Origin of the sequence: Flavobacterium panacis, from assembly GCF_024649945.1 — a bacterium.
GTDB classification, from domain to species: Bacteria; Bacteroidota; Bacteroidia; order Flavobacteriales; family Flavobacteriaceae; genus Flavobacterium; species Flavobacterium panacis.
The window spans coordinates 283,701-305,632 of record NZ_JANKMS010000004.1; the positions used below are offsets into that span (position 1 = coordinate 283,701).

At 34.5% G+C, this 21,932-nt stretch carries 20 protein-coding genes; 8 read left to right on the forward strand and 12 right to left on the reverse strand.

The window, feature by feature from the left end:
- Positions 1–258: 258 nt before the first annotated feature.
- The 4 genes from NQQ59_RS11240 to NQQ59_RS11255 are packed head-to-tail and all read left to right on the forward strand — an operon-like array spanning position 259 to position 4,663.
- Complete coding sequence (locus NQQ59_RS11240) at positions 259–2,256, forward strand: TonB-dependent receptor plug domain-containing protein (protein ID WP_144219229.1); 1,998 nt, start codon at positions 259–261, stop codon at positions 2,254–2,256.
- Between the two features lie 48 nt (positions 2,257–2,304).
- A complete protein-coding gene (locus tag NQQ59_RS11245; protein ID WP_144219230.1) occupies positions 2,305–3,411 on the forward strand; it encodes a cytochrome-c peroxidase in 1,107 nt (368 codons plus the stop codon).
- A gap of 18 nt (positions 3,412–3,429) precedes the next feature.
- A complete protein-coding gene (locus tag NQQ59_RS11250) occupies positions 3,430–3,945 on the forward strand; it encodes a molybdopterin-binding protein (RefSeq protein ID WP_144219231.1) in 516 nt (171 codons plus the stop codon).
- Positions 3,946–3,985: 40 nt separating this feature from the next.
- A complete protein-coding gene (locus NQQ59_RS11255) occupies positions 3,986–4,663 on the forward strand; it encodes a hypothetical protein (protein WP_144219232.1) in 678 nt (225 codons plus the stop codon).
- 84 nt (positions 4,664–4,747) lie between these two features.
- Here NQQ59_RS11255 and NQQ59_RS11260 read toward each other — a convergent pair whose 3' ends face one another.
- The 3 genes from NQQ59_RS11260 to NQQ59_RS11270 all read right to left on the reverse strand — a co-directional run bounded on the left by NQQ59_RS11260 (position 4,748) and on the right by NQQ59_RS11270 (position 7,982).
- On the reverse strand, positions 4,748–6,037 hold the full coding sequence (locus NQQ59_RS11260) for an MFS transporter (RefSeq protein WP_144219233.1): 1,290 nt from the start codon (positions 6,035–6,037) through the stop codon (positions 4,748–4,750).
- A 523-nt stretch (positions 6,038–6,560) separates the two neighbouring features.
- Positions 6,561–7,349: an SDR family oxidoreductase gene (locus NQQ59_RS11265; protein WP_257698232.1), complete on the reverse strand. Its 789-nt coding sequence runs from the start codon at positions 7,347–7,349 to the stop codon at positions 6,561–6,563.
- Positions 7,350–7,403: 54 nt separating this feature from the next.
- On the reverse strand, positions 7,404–7,982 hold the full coding sequence (locus NQQ59_RS11270) for a TetR/AcrR family transcriptional regulator (protein WP_144219235.1): 579 nt from the start codon (positions 7,980–7,982) through the stop codon (positions 7,404–7,406).
- A gap of 223 nt (positions 7,983–8,205) precedes the next feature.
- Here NQQ59_RS11270 and NQQ59_RS11275 point away from each other — a divergent pair, with 223 nt between their 5' ends.
- Entirely contained in the window at positions 8,206–8,925 is a 720-nt protein-coding gene (locus tag NQQ59_RS11275; protein ID WP_144219236.1) for a hypothetical protein, read from the forward strand.
- A gap of 586 nt (positions 8,926–9,511) precedes the next feature.
- Here the strand turns inward: NQQ59_RS11275 and NQQ59_RS11280 are convergent.
- The gene (locus tag NQQ59_RS11280) at positions 9,512–9,739 is read right to left on the reverse strand and encodes a hypothetical protein (protein ID WP_144219237.1); all 228 of its coding nucleotides are present in this window, start codon (positions 9,737–9,739) and stop codon (positions 9,512–9,514) included.
- Between the two features lie 230 nt (positions 9,740–9,969).
- On the opposite strand from NQQ59_RS11280, the gene egtD reads away from it, so the two are divergent.
- The 3 genes from egtD (at position 9,970) to NQQ59_RS11295 (ending at position 14,786) form a co-directional block, all read left to right on the forward strand.
- Positions 9,970–10,962, forward strand: coding sequence for an L-histidine N(alpha)-methyltransferase (egtD, locus tag NQQ59_RS11285; RefSeq protein ID WP_144219238.1), 993 nt, complete (start codon positions 9,970–9,972; stop codon positions 10,960–10,962).
- A 37-nt stretch (positions 10,963–10,999) separates the two neighbouring features.
- On the forward strand, positions 11,000–12,184 hold the full coding sequence (egtB, locus tag NQQ59_RS11290) for an ergothioneine biosynthesis protein EgtB (RefSeq protein WP_144219239.1): 1,185 nt from the start codon (positions 11,000–11,002) through the stop codon (positions 12,182–12,184).
- Between the two features lie 196 nt (positions 12,185–12,380).
- Entirely contained in the window at positions 12,381–14,786 is a 2,406-nt protein-coding gene (locus NQQ59_RS11295) for a glycoside hydrolase family 2 TIM barrel-domain containing protein (RefSeq protein ID WP_144219240.1), read from the forward strand.
- A 169-nt stretch (positions 14,787–14,955) separates the two neighbouring features.
- Here the strand turns inward: NQQ59_RS11295 and NQQ59_RS11305 are convergent, their stop codons facing one another.
- From NQQ59_RS11305 to NQQ59_RS11340, 8 genes are all read right to left on the reverse strand, one after another.
- Positions 14,956–15,273 carry a phosphoribosylpyrophosphate synthetase gene (locus NQQ59_RS11305; RefSeq protein ID WP_144219241.1) on the reverse strand — a complete coding sequence of 106 codons (318 nt, stop codon included), beginning with the start codon at positions 15,271–15,273 and terminating at the stop codon, positions 14,956–14,958.
- Positions 15,274–15,329: 56 nt separating this feature from the next.
- On the reverse strand, positions 15,330–16,145 hold the full coding sequence (locus tag NQQ59_RS11310; protein ID WP_144219242.1) for an alpha/beta fold hydrolase: 816 nt from the start codon (positions 16,143–16,145) through the stop codon (positions 15,330–15,332).
- A 647-nt stretch (positions 16,146–16,792) separates the two neighbouring features.
- Positions 16,793–17,164, reverse strand: coding sequence for a polysaccharide deacetylase family protein (locus tag NQQ59_RS11315; RefSeq protein ID WP_222104891.1), 372 nt, complete (start codon positions 17,162–17,164; stop codon positions 16,793–16,795).
- Between the two features lie 440 nt (positions 17,165–17,604).
- The gene (locus NQQ59_RS11320) at positions 17,605–18,255 is read right to left on the reverse strand and encodes a nitroreductase family protein (protein WP_222104892.1); all 651 of its coding nucleotides are present in this window, start codon (positions 18,253–18,255) and stop codon (positions 17,605–17,607) included.
- Positions 18,256–18,265: 10 nt separating this feature from the next.
- Positions 18,266–19,351, reverse strand: a complete 1,086-nt coding sequence (locus NQQ59_RS11325) for an RnfABCDGE type electron transport complex subunit D (RefSeq protein ID WP_144219244.1) — start codon at positions 19,349–19,351, stop codon at positions 18,266–18,268.
- 10 nt (positions 19,352–19,361) lie between these two features.
- Positions 19,362–20,621, reverse strand: a complete 1,260-nt coding sequence (gene rsxC / locus NQQ59_RS11330; protein WP_144219245.1) for an electron transport complex subunit RsxC — start codon at positions 20,619–20,621, stop codon at positions 19,362–19,364.
- On the reverse strand, positions 20,600–21,529 hold the full coding sequence (locus NQQ59_RS11335) for an FAD:protein FMN transferase (protein WP_186296645.1): 930 nt from the start codon (positions 21,527–21,529) through the stop codon (positions 20,600–20,602). The genes rsxC and NQQ59_RS11335 overlap by 22 nt, the downstream gene beginning before the upstream one ends.
- Complete coding sequence (locus tag NQQ59_RS11340) at positions 21,510–21,839, reverse strand: hypothetical protein (protein ID WP_144219247.1); 330 nt, start codon at positions 21,837–21,839, stop codon at positions 21,510–21,512. Before NQQ59_RS11340 ends, NQQ59_RS11335 begins: the two co-directional genes overlap by 20 nt.
- Positions 21,840–21,932: the final 93 nt, after the last annotated feature.

Genomic DNA, 21,932 nt, shown 5'->3' on the forward strand with positions numbered 1-21,932 from the left:
AGTTAAAAAAAACTTATGCCATTATTTTTATTTGTTAAGTATAAATACTTATTTTTAAAAAACTAAAACTAAGTATTTTTGATGTTTAACGTAAGTAAGAAAAACTTTTAGGTAATATTAAATAAGCAGAGGTAAGATTCTAATGGAGCGTTTAATGATAGTTTTTGTGAGATAATTGATTAAAAAGATTAACTAACCCAATACATTTTTTTTAACCATCAGTATTCATTTAAAAACATACTGAAAACATCGTAAACTATGAAATTAAAATTTGCAGTATTGCTACTCTTTCCAATGATTGGATTTTCGCAGCAAAATAAAACAACAGAAATTGATTCTTTAAAAACATCCAATGTCTTTATTCTTGGAGAAGTTATTATTACTCATAATCAAAACAAGGACACTTTAAACCGTGTAACATCAGAAAAGATGGAATCTCAGAATAAAATGGAAGTTTCAAGAGCTTTAAATCTGCTTCCAGGTATTACGTTGACGGCTTCCGGTCCAAGAAATGAATCGATGGTTTCGGTAAGAGGTTTTGATTTGAGACAGGTTCCTGTTTATATGGACGGAATTCCCGTTTATGTGCCTTATGATGGTTATGTTGATTTGGCCAGATTTACGACTTTCGATTTGGCTGCTGTTGATGTTTCAAAAGGATTTTCTTCTGTTCTTTATGGACCGAATTCATTAGGTGGAGCGATTAATTTGATTTCTAGAAAACCTTTCAAAAAACTGGAATATGACGGTGCTTTGGGGGCTATCAACGAAAACGGTTATCGCGGAAACATTAATATCGGATCTAATTTAGGCAAATTTTATGTTCAGGGCGGTTATTCCTATTTAGACCGAAATTCGACCAGAATGTCTTCTGATTTTGTTCCGATGAAAAATGAAGATGGAGGACAACGCGATAATTCGTATCGAAAAGATCAGAAAGTAAGTTTCAAAGTAGGTTGGACTCCAAATAAAAAAAGCGAATATGCTTTAGGATACATCAATCAACAAGGTGAAAAAGGAAATCCTGTTTATGCTGGAAGCGACACCAAAAATTCACTTTTAAATAATCCCCGTTTTTGGCAATGGCCAGTTTGGAATAAAGAAAGTTATTATTTTATTTCAAACTCCAATCTTGATGATCAGAACAGTTTAAAAACAAGAATATATTACGATAAGTTCAAGAATACTCTAAATAGTTATGATGACAAAACCTATTCGACAATGACCAAAGGTTATGCGTTTCAGAGTCTTTACGACGATTATACGTATGGTGGAAATGTAGAATACAACACGAAACTTATACCCAAAAATGATTTTAAAGTGGCAGTTCATTTTAAAGAAGACGTTCACCGCGAGCATAATTTAGGAGAACCTGTACGTCATTTTATTGACAATACCATCTTATTCGGAATTGAAGATGTATATAAAGTTTCAGATCAATTTACAGTTATTCCTGGGGCGAGTTATAATATTAGGAAGAATATTCAGGCTCAGGATTATAATAGTACGACAAAAGTAGTGTCAGATTATCCTGCTGCAGACGCAAGTGATGCCTACAATTTACAAATCGGACTTTTTTATCAATTAAACGAAGCTCAGAAATTAGGAGCAACAGTTTCTCAAAAAACACGATTTGCAACAATTAAGGACCGTTATTCCTATCGAATGGGAACTGCAATTCCGAATCCAACTTTAAAACCAGAAACAGCATTAAATTATGAAGTCAATTATACAGCTTCACTATTCAATAAAATAACCTTTCAAACGGCATTATTTTATAGCTCATTAACAGATGCTATTTTGAGCGTAAGCAACGTACAGCCAGGAAGATCGCAAATGCAGAATTTTGGCGAAGCAGAATATAGAGGAATTGAAGCGCAATTAAATTATTCGATTCTAAAAAACTTATCTTTTAATGCTAATTATACATATTTGGAAAGAAAAAATATTACGAGTCCAACTATTTATTTTACTGATGTTCCGAATACAAAAGTTATGGGAACGTTGGAGTTTGAGCCAATTAAAGTTTTAAGATTAATAGCAAATGCCGAATTTAATTCGTCTCGATTCAGTACAAGTTACGGTACAAGAGTTCCCGATTATACATTATTAAATTTTTACGCATCAGGAAAAATATTGAAAAATTTTAGCCTTGATGCCGGAATAAGCAATATATTCGATAGAAATTACAGTCTTGTAGAAGGATTTCCAGAAGAAGGACGAAATTTCTTTGTGACACTTCGTTTTTTTAATTAATAGAAAATTCAAATAAGAGATTTAAGAATGTTTCTAATAAAAGGATAAATGTATACAAAAGCACATTATAAAATCTTTACACTATTATTTGTGTTAGTGGTCGCAAGAATTTTCATAGCGGCCACTGACATAAATCCTGTATATGTTGATCCTTACAAACTGGAATATCCCGATTATTTTGGTAACAGGATTAGTATTCCAGAAGATAATCCGACCACAAAACAAGGTGTTTTTCTGGGAAGAATGTTGTTTTATGAAACCAAATTGTCTTCAAACCAAACCATTTCCTGTGCGAGTTGTCACCAGCAAAAACTGGCTTTTACAGATGGAAAAGCTTTTAGTGACGGAATAAATAATGTACCAACGAAAAGAAGTTCGATGTCATTAGCGAATCTTCTTTGGGTACGTAATTTTTTCTGGGACGGTAGAGCTAAAGGTTTAGAAGAGCAGGCAAAATTTCCACTCAACGATCCGCATGAAATGGGAGCTTATTTAGAAAAAGCAGTTTTAGAACTTCGAAAAACCAAAGAATATCCACCACTTTTTAAAGAAGCATTTGGAACTTCTGAAATAAACTCGGAAAAAATCACCAAAGCAATTGCACAATTTGAGCGTACTTTAATCTCTGCCAATTCCAATTACGATCAATATCTTAAAGGAGAATACAAGCCTACTGAACAAGAATTGAATGGTATGGAATTGTTTATGAATTCGCCTCAGCCAGAAAAGAACATTCGCGGAGCTAATTGCGCTCAATGTCACGGAACACCAAAAATGTATATGGAATTGTTTCATAACAATGGACTTGATTCAGAACCAAAAGATATTGGCCGTGAAGAATTGACAGGAATGCCAAATGACAGAGGAAGATTTAGGGTTGCAACACTTCGTAATATAGCACTTACTGCGCCTTATATGCACGATGGAAGATTCAAAAATCTGGAAGAAGTTTTAGATCATTATAACGAACATATCAGTCCAAGCAAATCTTTAAGCATATCTTTGAAAGATCGTTCGAATAATTTAAATGGAAAAGATTTAGGTTTGACAGTAAATGAAAAATCAAATATTATCAGTTTTCTGAAAATGCTGACTGATTCTACTTTTATCAACGATCCAAAATTCTCTGATCCGCATTTGAACAGAAGTAAATAACGATTAAAAACAACAAAAATGAAAAAGTACTTTTTATCTATTATTTTTTTTACTGCATTATTTTGTGTGGGTATTTCGAATACTTTATGGGCACAAAATTCTTCTAAAGAAGCTGTAATTAAAGTGGAAGGAGAGGTTTTAAAAACACTTTCAATCAGTCTTTCAGATTTTGCAAAAATACCTCATGTAGATGCCAGTATGAAAGATCGCGACGGAAAAATTCAACAATATTCTGGTGTTCCTGTTATTGAATTATTAAAACTTGCCGGAGTAACTTTAGGAAAAGAACTCAAAGGAGAAAATTTGACCAAATATATGATGGTGCGAGCAAGTGATGGTTACGAAGTTCTTTTTTCTCTGGCAGAATTGGATCCAGTGTTTACAAATAGGGTGATTATTCTAGCTGATAAAAAAGAAGGAAAACCATTAGCTGATGGAGTAGGACCTTTCCGCTTAGTGGTACCAGATGAAAATAGACCTGCACGCTCTGTTCACGAAGTTTCTCATTTAATTATTCGATTTGCAAAGGAGTAATTAAAATAAGAATTATTGCAAGTATGAAAAAATAGAAAGCATGGCAGAAAATAAAGACCAAATAATACTTAATGTAGTCCGTTCCTTTTTATTAGATAACGATTATGAAGATGGAGAGTCCATTGATGTTCATCATTCTTTCAGAAAATGGAAAAATGATTTTTTATTGAATATCTATGTAAACTTGAATACAAGTGGTTGGATGGAATTTTCACGAATAAATATTCACTTTCCTATTGTTGAGCAAGAAATACTAGCACTTGAGCCTCCAGGTATGAATTGGAGTTCTTATTTAAAAGGAGAAAGTTTTTTTCCAACAATAAGTGACAGGAAGTCTGTATTGGCATATAATACAAAAAAGAATCCTGTAGAAACAGAAGAACATGGCTTGCAGTTTGCGCAAAGTGTCATTAAGTACATGAAAAATGAAGGAAGACAATTTGAAGAACATTATAGTTATTTGCCTAATGTTTTAAAAGAAATGGACAAGTTGGAAAAAGATGGAAAATATTGGTATGAAATATTAGGAGGAGGAGGGGCATATATTTTTAGAGGATTGATTATTTCAAAATTGTGTAATGATAACGATTTTGAAAGAAAATTAGAAAAGGCAAGTGAAATTTATAATGATGCAGATAATAATCCCGAATTATGGGTTCCATATTTCGAAAAACTGAAAGAAAAACTAAAAACAATAGAGCCAAAGTATAATTTATAATAGTAAAAAAACATCTACTCAGTTAAGATTTATAATCCCCGTCGCCACACGAATTCTTTCGTATGGCGGCATTTCATATCTAGTTTAGTTACATTTTATCTCTTTACTTCCTGTAATCTCGTCATCCTCAGTCATATCTATTGTTTTTGGATGCAGGCTTACCAATTGTAAAACGATGGCAGTAACTACCACAAACAACAGTAGTACAAAAACGTTTCTCATTCCTCCATTATCAGCTGCTTTTCCTAAAAACTCGGTGATAACAGCTCCAGCCGAAATGCCTACAAAATTCATAATTCCATATCCGGTAGCTCTGTAGCGAGGCGCAACAAACTGGCAAAGAATCGGCATATTGTTCGTGTCGTATATTCCAAATCCAAGTCCAAAAAGGATTGCGCCAAAAATAATAGCCTCTACACTGCAGCAATAGCCAAATAAAAACAATGCTGGAATGGTAAGAAATAATCCGATAGCGCTGGTGTAAATTCGTCCTTTAAGATGTTTCATTACCCATCTGTCTGAAATGGCGCCTCCAATTAAAACGCCAAAAAAAGATGACATCGAAATGGTTACCGTTGCCATTGGTCCCGCAAGAGACATGTCTAAATGTAAAGTTTCGGTAAATAAGGTGGGTAACCAGTTTTTGGCCGCCCAGCCCGGTAAACTTGGTGCGGCGAAATAAAAGAGTAAAACCCAAAAGGAAATATTGCCGAATAATATTCCCAATCCTTTAAACATTTGTTTGAATTCATAATTGACAGATGACTTTTTTGAAGGATCAAAAAAGTAGACTTTCTTTTCCTGCAAAAGAAAAAGAAGTACTAAACTGTAAGCCACTCCAAGTAAACCTACAGAGTGAAAGCTGAAATGCCAAGAAAAATGTTTAGAAATAGTGGCTCCAAAACCACCAAGTGCCTGTCCTAAATAAATTCCGGTAGTATGAATCGCAATTGCAAAAGAGCGTGTTTTTTCCTGATGGTAATCTGCAATTAAGGATAATGCAGCCGGAATATAAAAAGCTTCACTAAAACCCATAATGCCACGCAAAATATAAATCTGATTAAAGGTTGTGGCATAACCCATCGCCATTGTCACTCCTGACCAGATAAAAAGACTTCCTATAATTATTCTTTTTCGGTTAAACCGATCCGCTATAATTCCAGAAACAGGGCTCATAAACGCATATATCCAAAGGAAAATAGCCATTAAAAGACCGAAATTTTCAGCTTTAGCCAATTCAGGTATGTCATTCATCATTGCCGACTTCATAGTGGAGAGCATTTGTCGGTCTAAATAATTCAATAAAGCAACAAACCATAACAAGCCAACAACAATCCATGGATAGGATTTTTTTTCATTCAATTTTGCAATCATTCTCTTTTTTCAAAATAAAGGCCGAATATACGAATTCAAACGCAACAGGAAAGAATTGTTTTTTATGTTGCTTTTTTATAAAGAAAAACAACTTATTATAATTTTAATGTAAACCGCCTTAGCTTTTGTCGTAAAAACAGAGGTAACTCCAAATGGTTATTTTTAACTATTGCGCCAGATTATTTGATGCTTTACTTTTGTAAAGTATTAATTTGATTGAGTTTTAATCATTTGCAGATTTAGACATATTTATATTTTTTCTTGTATTATAAAATAAGCAATTTGTTTGGAATCGAGATTCAGATTGGAGAAAGTTTCCTTCTTCTGTAATTTGAATTAAGACTAATAAAAGTGATACAATTTTAACCAAAATAGTTGATAATTAAGGTTGGTTAGTTAGTAATTTGTAAAGCCTGTTTTTGACAGGCTTTACTTTTTTATAGACATTTATTGTTAATTTACAGTACTAAAAAAACGGATTATAGACATGCTATAATCCGTTTTTTAATTTGAGTTTGTTGATTTATGAATTACCATACAGGTTTGATTCTCCTCCATCAATTGCAATAGTCTGCCCATTTACGTACTGACATTCATCACTAAGCAGAAAGGCCACAAGGTTACCAACGTGTTCTGGTTTTCCTAATTGTCTTGTTGGATTTCTTTGTGCATAGGTCGTTTCAGCAGCTTTTGGATCGGCAGGATTCACCTGTTTAAAGGCTTCTGCTACCATCGGAGTCAGTATTGCTCCTGGTGCGATTGCGTTGGTATAAATTCCGTCTTTACCGTATTCTATAGCTGCATTTTTGGTCATTCCTGATACAGCATGTTTACTGGCAACATAAGGCATCTGATTAACGACACCTCTGATTCCGCCTACAGAGGCAACGTTTACAATTTTTCCTCCTCCTTGTTTTTGCATTACAGGAATCACATATTTAAGACCGTAATATACCCCCATTAAATTGATATCAATTACTTTGAAGATATTGATATCGTAGTCCACTATTGACGCCTGTTTTCCTTCGATACCAGCATTGTTATAAAGACCATCTATACGTCCAAATTCTTCGACTGTTTTGTCGACATAGTTTTTGACTGCTTGCTCATTCGAAACATCAGCAGTTATAGTGATGATTTTTGCTGCTGGTGCAATGGATAGGATTTCTTCTTTTGCTTTTTCCAGAGCTTCAGGGTTGTAATCTACAAGGGAAAGATTGGCTCCTTTTAGTGCTACGGCTTTACTTGCTGCTAGTCCGAGACCCATAGCGGCTCCGGTAACGATTATTGTTTTGTCTTTGAAAATGCTCATAATATATAGTATTAAGTTATTAGTGAAAAAATATTCATTTATAAATTAAAATTTTTAGTTCATGCCTCTCCAGATCATATCGAAGTTATCATCTACCAACTGCTGGTTTAATGGGAATAACTTTTGCATGATACCAGTAGAGCAGGAGCGTACTGCGCCATCAAAAAAGCTGATAAGGATAATAACGTCGACTAATTTAATAATTCCTTCCTGCTGCCCCTTTTTTAAAAGATCATACAATGGTTTATTCTGTCTTTCATATTCGGCCAGTTGTTTGGAGAAATTCAGCTGAATGTAACCCGACTGTTGATACTGATCTATAAACAAGGTTTCATCATAGTTATTCAGTCTGTAATTAAGCATATTGATATAAATCTGTTTAAGTGATTGTCTTAGTGGGAGACTAATATCAAAATCACGGTATATTGCCTGTGCCATTTTGTCCTCGACAGCTACATAGGCCAGTTGTACGAGCTCTTCCTTATTTTTGAAATAAATGTATAAGGTACCTGCTGCAATGCCCGCTGTTTTACTTATGCCTGCTATATTTACGCTTGCCAGTCCTTGTTTGCCAGTAAGTGTGTATACAGATTTTAAAATTTTTTCTCTTTTATCTGGATCTAATGGTCTCATATTGTAAATTTAAATGAAAATATATTCATTTAAAAACATCCATAAGAATTATAACTTTTATTTAAGAGGTTTAATTTTATTTAGGTAGAAAAAATACTTTGTAAGTTTTATTTTTGATTTATTCTGTTTTAATTTGACAATGATTGATAAAATCTTTGTTTTTCTTTATGAAAGAATAGCTTTTGTTTGTAAAGACTGATTTTAATTTTAATATTTTTTTCTCATGATATATACTAAAGAAAATTTTCCAAAAATATCTTCTCAGCGCGATTTAGCAGCAACTATGACCATCTATTTCTTGTTTGGTCTTCTGTGTATCGCAATGCTGGGTTTATTTGTTGGACTTCCCTTGAGTATTCAATTGGAGCATAACAGCCCCTTTTCATCAGGAGAGATACTATTCAATTTTATCTATTTTCCATTGCTTTTTTTGGGTATTTGGGGACTTTACAAAAGTTACAGACGTCAGAGAATGAAGAAGGCCATTCTGATTTCTGTTGACCGTGAAGGTCTGCATCATCACCAGTTTGATGGAAAAGTTCAAAGTGTTTTATACAGAGAACTAGGGCACAGTACAGATGCCAATGTAAATGATATTGATAGAAAAATTGGCACAAAGTATTCTCCGGGATATATTTTTGGTTACAGGGATAAGGTGCGGATTCCTATTCATTTTTCGACATCAGAGAATGGACTGTCTTATATCCCAAAAAATAAAAATCAGTTAATAGCTCATTTTCTGCAAGGAGCAGTTTTGTTCTCTCCGCAGATCAAAATTTCGCCTACTGTATATTCGGATTATTTTATAGATCCAGCTACTTTTGAATTCAATAAAAAAGCACAAATAATTACATATTTCATCGCTTTTTTACTTGTTGTGATCATACTTCTTGCAATCGATTTGTTTACAAAATATACAAAAGGTTTTTCTTTATTGTTTTAAATTACATCCTTTCCTTGCAGCATCACTATGAAAATTATATTATAAATTTTTGATGGAAATTGTGTAAGGATTTGACCAAAATTGTATGAAGGAAGGGTTGGCTCAAAGCTTTAATTTAGCAATATGAATTACAGGAGTCTTCACATTCTTTTGTATTGTGTGGACAATCTGGCACTTTGATTAAAAATACGGCTACAAAATTCAAAAAGTTTAGTTTCAAAAAACGCGACGATTTAGGATATTTTACCCTTCACTGCAATCAATACTATTTCGGAGTTCGGCCTCCAAGTAAGGTTCGTCCGTAACTTAACTTAATAAAGATCCACTTTATGATTCTGTGAATTCGCAACACAGCATTTCTTTGTGTTGTAATGTGTTTAACTATAAAAATATATGAAAAATGAAAACAAAGAGAAGAAATAAGAGATTTAGTACCGATTTTCTAGTTGAGTCTAGAAAAAGAAAGAACAGAACCATCAACGTCATGGTTTTATCCATTGTTGGTTTTATTGCAGTGTTGCTAATTTCAAAAATAACATAGCTAACACCTTGCTGAATTATTTGGTGATCCAAAAAACAGGTTTGGTCATTGAACTTTTTTATCGATAAACTCATTTAGAATTCTTTCGGTGGAACGTTCCACGTCGCGGGCAATCAAATCAGACGACTTAAGAAGATAATCGTCCACAAATACAAATGCGGCCTGCTCGGTCTCATAAAATCTTTCTGCAGTATCCTGTTTTAAGGACAAATTATAACGAAATTCTAAAAAAGCTTTCAGTTCGCTTTCAAATTTTTCAATTAAGTCTTCCATGATTTAACAATTTTAATTAGCGTAAAGTTGGTTGTAAAAGGCAAGTTAGCGTTAAAAAGTCGTTTCGAAGTTATAGTTTCCTAGAGATTAATTTACATGATTTTAATGAAATACCATTTCATTTTTTTTGAGTTAAAATTCTATTTTATAAGAATCTCATCCTACTTAATAAATCGTAACTTTAGTTAAGAGAAGATTTGTATTTCCATTTAAATGTCAAAAAATATACAATGAAAGTAACAGCTACAACTAAAGAATTAAATACAGAAATAAAAGGGGAAAAAGAAAGACATTTTTTAGAAGATGTATTGGCAGGACTTAAGCAGCATCCCAAAAAATTAGAATCGAAATATTTTTATGACCGGCGTGGAGACGAGCTTTTTCAGGAAATCATGGAAATGCCCGAGTATTATTTGACGCGCTGCGAAATGGATATTTTTAAAAACAAGACTTCAGAGATTGCATCCAACATCAAGGCTGAACAAACTCCTTTTGATTTAATAGAGCTAGGAGCTGGAGATGCTTCCAAGTCCATTTATCTCTTGCAATATTTAAAACAGCAAGGAACAGATTTCAGATACAGGCCTATTGATATATCAGGTAATATTCTTTCTGTATTGGAGAATAAGCTTAAAGAGAATATTCCCGATCTTGATATTGAAAGTCTAGAGGGCGAGTATTTTGACATGCTGTACAAAGTCTCTCAGTTTTCGGAACGTCGTAAAGTGATTTTGTTTCTGGGAAGCAATATCGGAAATATGGAGCTAGAAGATGCCTATCGCTTCTGTTTTGAATTGCGTAAGAATCTTAATAAAGGCGACGTGGTAATGATTGGCTTTGATCTTAAGAAAGAACCCAACATTATTCTGAATGCTTATAATGATCCGAGTGGTGTTACGGCCTCATTCAATCTGAATCTACTTCAAAGGATCAACAGGGAGCTTAATGCTGATTTTGCAATAAATCAATTTGAACATTTTGAAACCTATGATCCGTTAACCGGAGCTTGTCGCAGCTATCTGATTAGTCTTCAGGAGCAGCAAGTCACAATTGGTAATCATGTATTCGATTTTAAAGAAAATGAGCCTGTATACATGGAGGTGTCTCAGAAGTTTTCTATTGAGGACATAAATAAGATGGCATCACAATCTGGATTTGAATCTCATGGAAACATTTCGGACAGTAAACAATGGTTTGTAGATGCATTCTGGACGGCGGTTTAAAGAGTATACATCAAACTAAAAGTTTTATAAAATAGTTATGGAAGCAGTGAAGATAATTAATGTGCAGGCTTTATTGGCGCAATACAAAAAAATACGAAGACATTCAGAGGAAATCTGCAGACCCCTTGAGACGGAGGATTATGTAGTGCAGCCTATTGCAGATGTCAGTCCTCCTAAATGGCATTTGGGACATACCACCTGGTTTTTTGAAACTTTTATTCTGATGCCTCATTTTTCTGGATATACAGAATTTAATCCACAGTATAACTTTGTGTTTAACAGCTACTATGAAACTGTAGGTGCTAGGGTCGTGCGTACGGATCGTGGTAATTTAAGTCGCCCCTCGGTATCTGAGATTTACGCTTACAGATCTTATGTGGATAATCAGATGGAAAAGTTTTTAGAAAAGACTGAGCTTTCCGATGAGCTTTGTGTTGTTATAGAATTAGGACTTAACCATGAACAGCAGCATCAGGAACTGTTGCTGACGGATATCAAGTACATTTTGGGACATAATCCGCTTTTTCCTGTTTATAATAACATACAGGAACCAGAATTTAAATCTGAACTAGAATTAGAGACGAAATTTATTAGCATGCCAGAGGGCATTTATGAGATCGGATTTAAAGGGAAAGGTTTTAGTTTTGATAATGAGTCGGGGTATCATAAAAAATATCTGGAAGCTTTTGATATTGCTTCATCGCTAGTTACTAATGCAGAATATCTTCAGTTTATGGAAGCGGGAGGCTATAATGATTTCAAATACTGGCACTCGGAAGGTTGGGATTGGGTAAAGGAGCATCAAGCTCAGTCGCCTTTGTATTGGCATTTTATTGATGGAGAATGGAAGTACTACACACTTTTGGGACTTCGGGATATTGAACCGTATGAGGCGGTATGTCATGTTAATTTCTATGAAGCATCTGCCTTTGCAGCATGGAAAGGCATGCGACTCCCCTTGGAAGAAGAGTGGGAGGCTGCAAACAGTTTTTTTAGTTGGGGAGAAAGATGGGAATGGACAGGAAGCGCTTATCTACCATATCCAAGATATTCCAAAGCCGCAGGTGCCATTGGGGAATATAATGGCAAATTTATGGTGAATCAGATGGTTTTAAGAGGTGAGTCTATTGCCACTCCAGAAGGTCACAGCCGTAGTACCTACCGTAATTTTTTCCACCCAAAACACCAGTGGCAGTTTTCAGGAATACGTTTGGTTAAATAATGAGTGTGGCTTTTTTGGGAAGTGATGTAATTCTACGAGGGTAAATTTTGTTTGTATCTTAAAAGATTTGTTTTTTCCTGAGCCATTAGAAAACATTTTAATTTAATTGATTTTATAAAAAAAACAAGAAGAAATATCATAACTGTAAAAATAACACTTATATTTATGACAGCTAGAAATTTTATACGGTTTTATTATGAATTCATTTAAAATACTCTTTTTTATTTTTTGCATTACTATATTTTCTAATAATGGTTTTTCGCAAAAGATAACAAATGAAAATAAACAGAAATTTGATTATGACTGGTCTTTCTTTGAGGGAGACAATAATGAAGCTTCACATAAAGATTATAATGATTCGGCTTGGCGGAAATTAGATTTGCCTCATGACTGGAGTATAGAAGGAAAAACAGATCCTAAAAATCCAATGGGAAACGATGGAGGTTATTTTACATCTGGTATTGGCTGGTACAGAAAAACTTTTGAACTTTCTGATTCCTTTAAGAATAAGAAACTTACCATTTATTTTGAAGGAGTTTATATGAATTCTGAGGTATTCGTAAATGGCGTTTCATTAGGAATTCGTCCTTATGGATTTTCTTCTTTCTATTATGATATTACACCTTATATTAATATCGGAAAGAAAAATGTGATAGCTGTAAAAGTTGATAATTCACAACAGAAAAACTGCCGTTGGTATACAGGATCAGGTATCTATAGACATGTGTGGCTAATAGTTTCTCAGCCAACATTTATAAAACCGTGGGGAATTGCAGTAAATACAGTAAAAGCGGATGATAAAAAAGCAGATTTGAAGGTTTTGGCTACTGTAGAAAATACAACCAAATCAGAACAGATTTTGACCCTGAAAACTCAAATATTAGACAAAGGAAAAGTTGTAATGAGCAGCGATAAAAAAATTACTGTTGCAGCCCAAAGCAATGTTGAAATTGAACAGATGCTTAATTTGAATAATCCGAAAGTATGGTCTCCTAAATCTCCAAACCTTTATCAGGCAGTAGTTACAATTCTTAAAGATGGAAAAGAAACAGATAAGCAATCTGTAACTTTTGGCGCAAGAACAATCAGTTATAATGCAGAAAATGGATTTTTATTGAACGGAAAAGATATAAAAATCAACGGTGGATGTGTACATCATGATAATGGTGCGTTAGGAGCAGCATCTTATGATCGTGCAGAATATAGAAAAGCAGAGCTTCTAAAAGCAGCGGGATTTAATGCAGTTCGTACAGCTCATAATCCTCCTTCTGAAAGTTTTCTTGATGCCTGCGATAAAATAGGTCTGCTTGTAATGGATGAAGCTTTTGATGGTTGGAGAGAAAGTAAAAACAAGTATGATTATGCTATTCATTTTGATGACTGGTGGGAGAAAGATATAGAAGCTATGGTATTACGTGACCGAAATCATCCTTCAATCGTTTTTTGGAGTACTGGGAATGAAGTTATAGAACGTAAGAAACCCGAAGCTGTACAAACGGCTAAAAAATTGGCAGACCTAGTTAGAAAGCTGGATCCAACTCGTCCTGTAACCTCTGCAATGACTACTTGGGATAAAGACTGGGAAATTTTTGATCCATTATTTGCTGTACATGATATTGGAGGATATAATTATCAAATGCATCACGCAGTTGAAGATCATAAACGTGTGCCATCTCGTGTAATCGTACAAACAGAGTCTTATCCTCGTGATGCTTTTGCAAATTGGAAACTGGTAAATGAAAACAAATACATAATTGGTGATTTTGTATGGACTGCTCTAGATTATCTTGGCGAATCAGGTATTGGTCGTTATTTTTATAAAGGAGAAACAGAAGGTCAGCATTATGAGCGAGATATTTATCCGTGGCATGGTGCGTATTGCGGTGACATAGATTTGACTGGATGGAGAAAACCGATATCTCATTACAGAGATTTGTTGTATAATGAAAATAAAAAATTGTACATGGCGGTTAAGGAACCAAATGGTTATTTTGGTGAAATCAAGGAAACTATATGGTCAGTCTGGCCAACATGGGAAAGTTGGACATGGCCTGGACATGAGAATAAAAATATTGAAATAGAAGTATATTCAAGATATCCTTCTGTAAGATTGTATGTAAATGGAAAATTGGCAGGAGAACTTCCAACCTCTCTAAATGAACAATTCAAAGCTGTTTTTGCTATCCCTTATTCGCCTGGATCTATTAAAGCTGTGGGAATTAAAGATGGAAAAGAGGTAGAAGCAGTTTATCTTGAAACGGCTGGCAAACCATCAAAGTTACAGGTAAAAGCTGATCGCGAAGAAATTATCGCCAACGGACAAGATTTGTCTTATGTTACTGTAGAAATTACCGACTCAAAGGGAATTAAAGATCCAAATGCTTCGAATGAACTTTATTTTGATGTAGAAGGTCCAGCTGTTATTGCTGCGGTGGATAATGCAGACTTAAAAGATACAGATCCTTATGTAGCAAAATCAAGAAAAGCATGGAAAGGCCGAGCAATGGTGATTTTAAAAAGCACTCGAGAAAAAGGTATCATTAAATTAAAAGTATCTTCTGAAGGTCTCCAATCTCAGACTATAGAAATAATTTCAAAATAATTTCGAACAAAACTCCTTTTGGTTCTATGAAATACAAAGAATGGAAATATTGTCGGTCAATTTGTGGTGTAATCTGTAATCCCGTCCTCTTCGATTTTTTTTATGGAAGTGCATTAAAATTCCAACATTTTGAACACGGAAAGCCAATTGATGAACAGAAAGCCATTATTTAATGAGTCGAAAGTTTTTTAATCATTTCGGCAGAAACAGAGTCTGCATAGATTCCGAAAGCGCTGGTTAGAACACCTTTCAAATTGTAGATTTCAGACTTTATTCCATACACAATATCTTCATCTCCGGGATCAGTGTCGCCTTCAAATCGGAATAGATATTCAATCTGAAATTCTTCTGGCGACATACTTTGTTTATTGTTGTTATAACGAATACAATTCGTATCCAGATTAAAATTTTCTGTATAACCTTGTGTACTCAGCCATTGTAAAGCTTCTGTAACAGTATCAAAGGAGGGTTGTTGAAAAAGACTCATAAGGAAGAGGAGATTAAACTGCCTGCTGAAAAAACTAGACAGGCAGCTTTGATTATTTATTTAATGAAATCTAGAATATCGTTATTGATTGTTTCTGCGTTTATAGTTGGCATCCCGTGAGAGAATCCAGGATAAGAAATCAATTTTCCGTTTTTCAACAATTTGGCTGCTCTAGGAGCTTGTGCAAAAGGAACAATCTGATCGTCTTCTCCGTGCAAAACCAATACTGGAATATCTAAACTTTTTAAATCTTCTGTAAAATCTGATTCAGAAAATGCTTTAATTCCTTCGTAGTGAGATAATACAGAACCCATCATTCCCTGACGCCACCAGTTTTGTTTGATTCCTTCCTGAACGGTTTGTCCTTCACGGTTCCATCCGTAGAATGCGATAGGGAAGTCGTAGAAGTATTGTGCTCTGTTAAATCCTGTTCCTTTTCTGATTTCGTCAAAAACTGACAATGGAACACCTTCTGGATTAGATTCGTTTTGAATCATTATTGGAGTAACTGCACTAATGATTACGGCTTTTGAAATTCTATCTTTTCCGTATTTTGCTGCATAACGGATAACTTCACCGCCTCCAGTTGAATGTCCAACGTGAATGGCATCTTTTAAGTCTAAGAACTCAGTCAATTCAGCAATATCAGATGCGTAAGTCTCCATGTTATTTCCTTCAGAAGCTTGACCAGAACGACCATGTCCGCGGCGATCGTGTGCAATAACTCTATAACCTTTTTGAAGGAAATACATCATTTGTGAATCCCAATCATCGCTTGATAAAGGCCATCCGTGGTGAAATACAATTGGCTGACCTTTTCCCCAATCTTTGTAATAAATCTGTGTTCCGTCTTTTACTGTAAATGTGCTCATGATTTTTTGATTTTAAGATTAATTTTTTTTATGATTTTAATTTATTTCGAGTTTTTAGTTTTAATTTTAAACTTATAACTTGTTTTGTGTTTTATTTTGTTTGATTATGATGCAAATGTATTACAGAATAAAACCTTCATCGGTTAATCTAGATTAAGAAGTAAAATTTTCCTCTATTTTTTTAATGACAGGATCTCGTGTAGAAGATAAAAGTTGTGTTTTCATGTTTGGCATTTCAATTTTGTATATATGCCAGACAATAGCCAATTAATATGCCTTTATTGGTAAAACCTTTGTTTGTAAAGGATTACTGAATTTAGAGCATTTTATTATTTACGATATTTCGTTATTTTATAATTAGATAATATAATTTTCAATAATTTTTGCTTCTGTAAATAAGACTAAAGAATATTAAAATGTCTTCTTGTTGTAGGGAGTAATGCATTTGAAAATACATTTTTCAAACACAGGTAGTGTGTCGATTTCTTTTAAGAAATTTGTAAGTGTGCTGCTTTTACTTGTTGAAAGGTCAAATACTTTATCGGAGGATGAGTATTCATTAGTTTCTGGGCTATAGCAGAAACTAATGAATTTACAATCGAAAGTAAATCAGAGGGCGTAGAGTAGAAGTCTAAGAATATTGCTGATTATTCCTGCTCCCTCAAGGCAGTAGGATCGTTAAGAATCATTTTTGCAATTTCATCCTTTCTTTTAAAAGTAACACCTTTATGTTTTTTAATATAATCTAGCAAATCAGAAGTAGTTTTGACCATTTGCGGTGTTCCGCCAATTCTATCATGAAAACTAATTGACATTTGTCTGCGTTTAAATTCGCTTTCCATATAAAGCTGGTCAAATTCAGCTTTTACCTGATTAAAGAATTGATCTGTAGAAAAGTTTTTGCCTTCAATTAAAACAATATCATTGCTGCGAATGGTATACGGAACAACGACAAAATCTTTTTTATTGGCTTGAATGATAAAAGGTTCGTCTCGGCTTAAATCGTCAATATGATACATAAAACCTAATTCCTGAAGAATTTTAATGGTGTTTTCACCGCGTCTGAGCCAATTGGCATTATAACCAACAGCGGTAAAACCTGTAACAAATATGCTTTAAATTGGTTCGAGAACATCTTTCGTAAAATTAAACTGGCTTTGGCTATACGAAGGTATCGATAATTATGTATGTAAGTTTAAAATTTTAGAAAATTGATTACCGACGATATTTCGTTGGTGTGTTTTTTTAATTGATTCTTTTTTAAGAGTTTAATGGTTTTTGTAGAAAGAAAATGATCCGAGTAAAACCAATATCGTTATCAAAACATTTTATTTTTACAAATCTTGTCACAACTTTTTATGGCAGAATTTTAGGTAGCTCCATCTGTACTGCGCCAAGATTCTGCCACAAAATTTGTGTTCGGAACTACATTTAAAAGCCTCCTCACACTTTGTGATAACTATTTAATGATTTTAACCTTTTCGCTGTATCGAATTGGTGCCTCAGGGCTTTCAGCGGGATGACCGAGAGCTATATTTATAGTTACTTCATATCCTTCTGGTATGTTTAATAATTTAAGGATATCTTGATTTTCAGGAAGATTCAGTACAGGAACTAGAGAACCTATCGGACAGGTTCCTAGATCAAGTGCATTGGCGCTTAATAATATATTTTGCAATGCAAGACCTGCGTCAAGTTTGGTGTATGGACTTCCTTTTTCTCCTGCCATTACAATTAAAGTTGGAGCATGGTGGAAAATACTGAAACCTTCTTCTCTGTATCGTGAGGCGCTCCCTTGAAGTTCTTTGCCTTGTGCAAAAGCAAGAAATCTTTTGTTTATTTCGTCAAGGATTTTTTGATTCTGAACCACACGAATTTCCCATGTTTGTTTATTCAGAGCGCTTGGTGCATATATGGCGCATTTCATTATCGTATCAAGCTGCTGCTGTGTAACTTGCTCTTCTGTATATTTTCTAATAGATCTGCGTTTTAAAATATTACTGATAATGGCTTCTTTAGAACTGCCTTTAAAAACGGTGCGTTCGATTTTAGGTTCGTTACATCCATAAAGCAGAACAGCCGCGATTGCAGATACAAATAATTTTTTCATGTTGTTACTCTTAAATTGCATTGTTAATTTTTTTTGTAAAGGAAAAGTTGAATTTAGTAATCAGGTATAGTATATAAACGAAAACGACATAATGAATAAGACCATAATAATACAGACTCAGCATAGCAAACGCAGCAAGTAAAATTTTAACGGTGAGGTTAAAAACCGGTTCGACTCTTTGTTTCCAGTCGGTTGGATCGCCCCAAGCTGACGGACGAAATAATATACTGATTTGATGTGAAAAAGCATTAAGCAGCAAGATAGAGTAGGACATGTACTCAAATTTTACACCGCCTTTGATCAGGATATAAATAACTAAACCAGTCATCATTCCATAATAGAGTTTGCCATTTGGAGTTGCAGGACTTGAAGGCATATCCGTTGCCATAAATATTGTACCCAACAATATACCTGCCGCAGAGTAATGTAGTTGTGCGCCTCCAGGCAGCCAAAGCAGTAATGTAAAAACTGCCAGCAATGCAAAAGGAATGTGCCAACTGATTCGGCTTCGCATTAACAGATAAAATCCTCCCAGAACAATGAAAAGAATCGAATATTCGCCCACTGCACCAGAGGTTTTGTAAACGATAGAATTCAAATGTTCACTTAAAACTGAATGATCTGAAGTTAGAAAAAGCTGTTCGGGTGTTGTTTTGACCAATCCTTTTGTTTTCCATAAATCTGAAGATGTCATGATTGAAGAAAAGAAGACACTCATGAATTCTCTTCCAACCAATGCAGGATTGAAAGTGTTTTTACCCAAACCTCCCCACAATATTTTTCCAAATAAAATAGCGCCAACAGCACCAAAAGCGACTATATGAAGCGGTACTAATGGAGAAAGCGTAAGAACTAGCAGCAATGCAGTAACCAAAGCTGAACCATCGAATAGAGTATTGTATTTCTTTAAAAGAAGAGAAGAAAAAATAAACTCTGAAACAAACGCTGCCATTATAGCAGTTATGAATTGCATTATTACAAGCTTGCCATACGCAAAACAAGCAATAATAACCAACGGCATCAAAGCAATCACGACGTCGAGCATGACCATTTGGGTTCCGTTGAATTTAGGTTTTATAAAAGGAGCTGTTTTCATTTTAGTAGTTTTATACCGAAGCGGACAATTTTGTTTTACCTTCAAAAATATTTTCCATAAGCGCTACATTACTTGGACAGATGTAAGCACATGCACCACATTCAATACAATCTTGCAGGTTGAAATTTTGAAGCGCTTTAAGATCGTTGTCAATATTGTGCCTTACGAATTCTAAAGGCATTAGTTTCTGCGGACATACGTCAATACAAAGGCCACATTTAATGCAGTTATTTTCAGTTGATTTCAGTTTTTTCAAAATCAATAAACCACCAGATCCTTTTTCTACGGGTTGCAAAGGCGAATCAATACTTTTTCCCATCATTGCACCTCCCATAACCAAAGTCTGGTTTTCGGGATTCCAACTGTTGCCTGTGAGCTTTAAAATATGATGGATCGGCGTACCTATTTTTACTCTGAAGATGCCGCTATTCGATGTATTGTTTCCAGAAACAGTAAGAATACGGTCTATCATAGGGCGTGATTTAAAAACGGCGTTGTAAACAGCACGCAGTGTTCCGATGTTATTTACCAAAATGCCATGTTGGGAAGGAATCGTTCCTTTACGAAGTTCTAGTTTTGTAATCGATTTAATAAGCTGTAATTCACCTCCCTGCGGGTAAGTATCAGGAAGAATTTTGACTTTAATCGGCAGCTGTATTTTTTCTGCATTTTCTAAAAGATGTGCCTTTAGTGATGTATTGTGTTTTTCAATACCAAAAACTATTTCGTCTGCTTCAAGGACATTTTGTAAAACTTTAGCAGCCTGTAAAAGTTCGGAGACTTCATATTTCATCAGCGCCGTATCACTACTGAGATAAGGCTCACATTCAGCACCGTTAAAAATCAGTGTATTAATTTTTTCTTTTGCGACATTGTATTTTAAATGCGTAGGGAACTGTGATCCTCCAGCTCCGTGAACACCGCAATTAAGCAGTATTTCCTGTAGCAATTCTAAATTTATTCCCGAAGATCCCAAATAAGGCGCAGAAAAGGTCGTTTCCTTGAAATCATTAATCAAATGAATAAAGGTCTTATTTCCAATTTCGGTAAAAGCATTTATAATTCCTGAAACAGGAGCATGTATTTGCCCCGAAACACTATCATATCCTGATGCAATCAGCTGATATTTTTTGACGGTTTCTCCAATTTTTACAACGGCTTTCATCAATCCTCTATAACCGGAAAGCGGCATATAAAAGTCTGCCGGATCTGGTATCGATTCGATTTGTTTCTTCTTTGTTTCTTTCTTTAAAGAAGGTATTGAAAGCATTCTGTAAGTGTTTTTTTGTTGTCGTTGTCTATTATAAAATAATCAAAATCGAAATGTTTTTTTAATTCGGCTGCCACTTCATTTCGCATTGAAGCGGGAACCGTGAAAAGCGCTGTGGATAGGATATCTCCTAAAAAAGCACTTTTTGTGAGAACTCCTGTCTGTACGGTTTCGGCAGGATATCCAGAAACACAATTCAGGATATGACCATATTTTTTTCCGTCGATTATCAGATGATTATCCACACTCCCCGAAAGGCTGAATGTTTGTGAATGGATCTGTAATCCCGCTTTTAATCGATCTTTCACAAAAGGATCTGGAATATTAATTTTCCATGTAGGATGAGAATTATCATTCAAGGATGAAATAGTACTGCCTCCTGCATTTATTATAGCATCTGTAACGCCTTGTTGTTTCAGAAACTCTATAGTTTTGTCCACTGCAAAAGCTTTTATAAACGAGCCCGTAATGATTTCCTGATCAGCATCTATTTTAACGCTCAGACCGTCTGTAACAATGGACCTAAAATTGACTTTTTTAAGCGCAGCTGCAATTTCGTCACTTTTCGGAAGCTTAAAATTATCTTCTTTGTAAAATCCCCAGAGTTTGAGTAACGGCATGCATGTAATATCATAGTGCCCTTTCGTAATTGCCGAAACTTTTTTAATGGTATTAATCATTTCGATACAGCTTTGATCAACTTCTGTCCATTTTCCGTGCATTTCATTAATGCGGCTGAAATACGAACCAGATACGTATGAATTGTACTTTCTGTCTATTTCTTCAAGTACTTCAAAGGATCGATCTAAAAGCTGTTCACCAAATAAGATAGGAATTTTAATTTTACAATTGCAATGAAAAATTCTTCGGGTCTGGGCTAAATATTGTTTAGGAACTTTCTGAAGCATTTTCTTCATCGTTTGTTTCTACAACAGTTTTGGACTTATTTTTCAGCGCTTTAAAATTGATGCTTCCAGTATGTATGATCTGAAAATAAAGATTGTTGTTTTTCCATTTACGGTTAACAGAATCATATTCCAATTTCTGAACTTCGAATTGCTGCGAAAAAGCATTTTCTGCTTCCTGTCTAAGTTTTAGGGCTTCTTTCTGGTCTTCTTTTTCTTTAATCAGATTTTCCCAGAAACTGCGTTGTCCGAAAATAAGCAATAGAATTCCCAGAAAATACAGCGCAATATATTTCGTTTTTATTTTAATCATTTTTGAAGAAAAGTTACAGTAATGGTGGCTTTTCAAAAATAAAACACCTCTGCTGAAAAGTAGTAAAATCAATGCTTCATTGAGTTTGTCAAT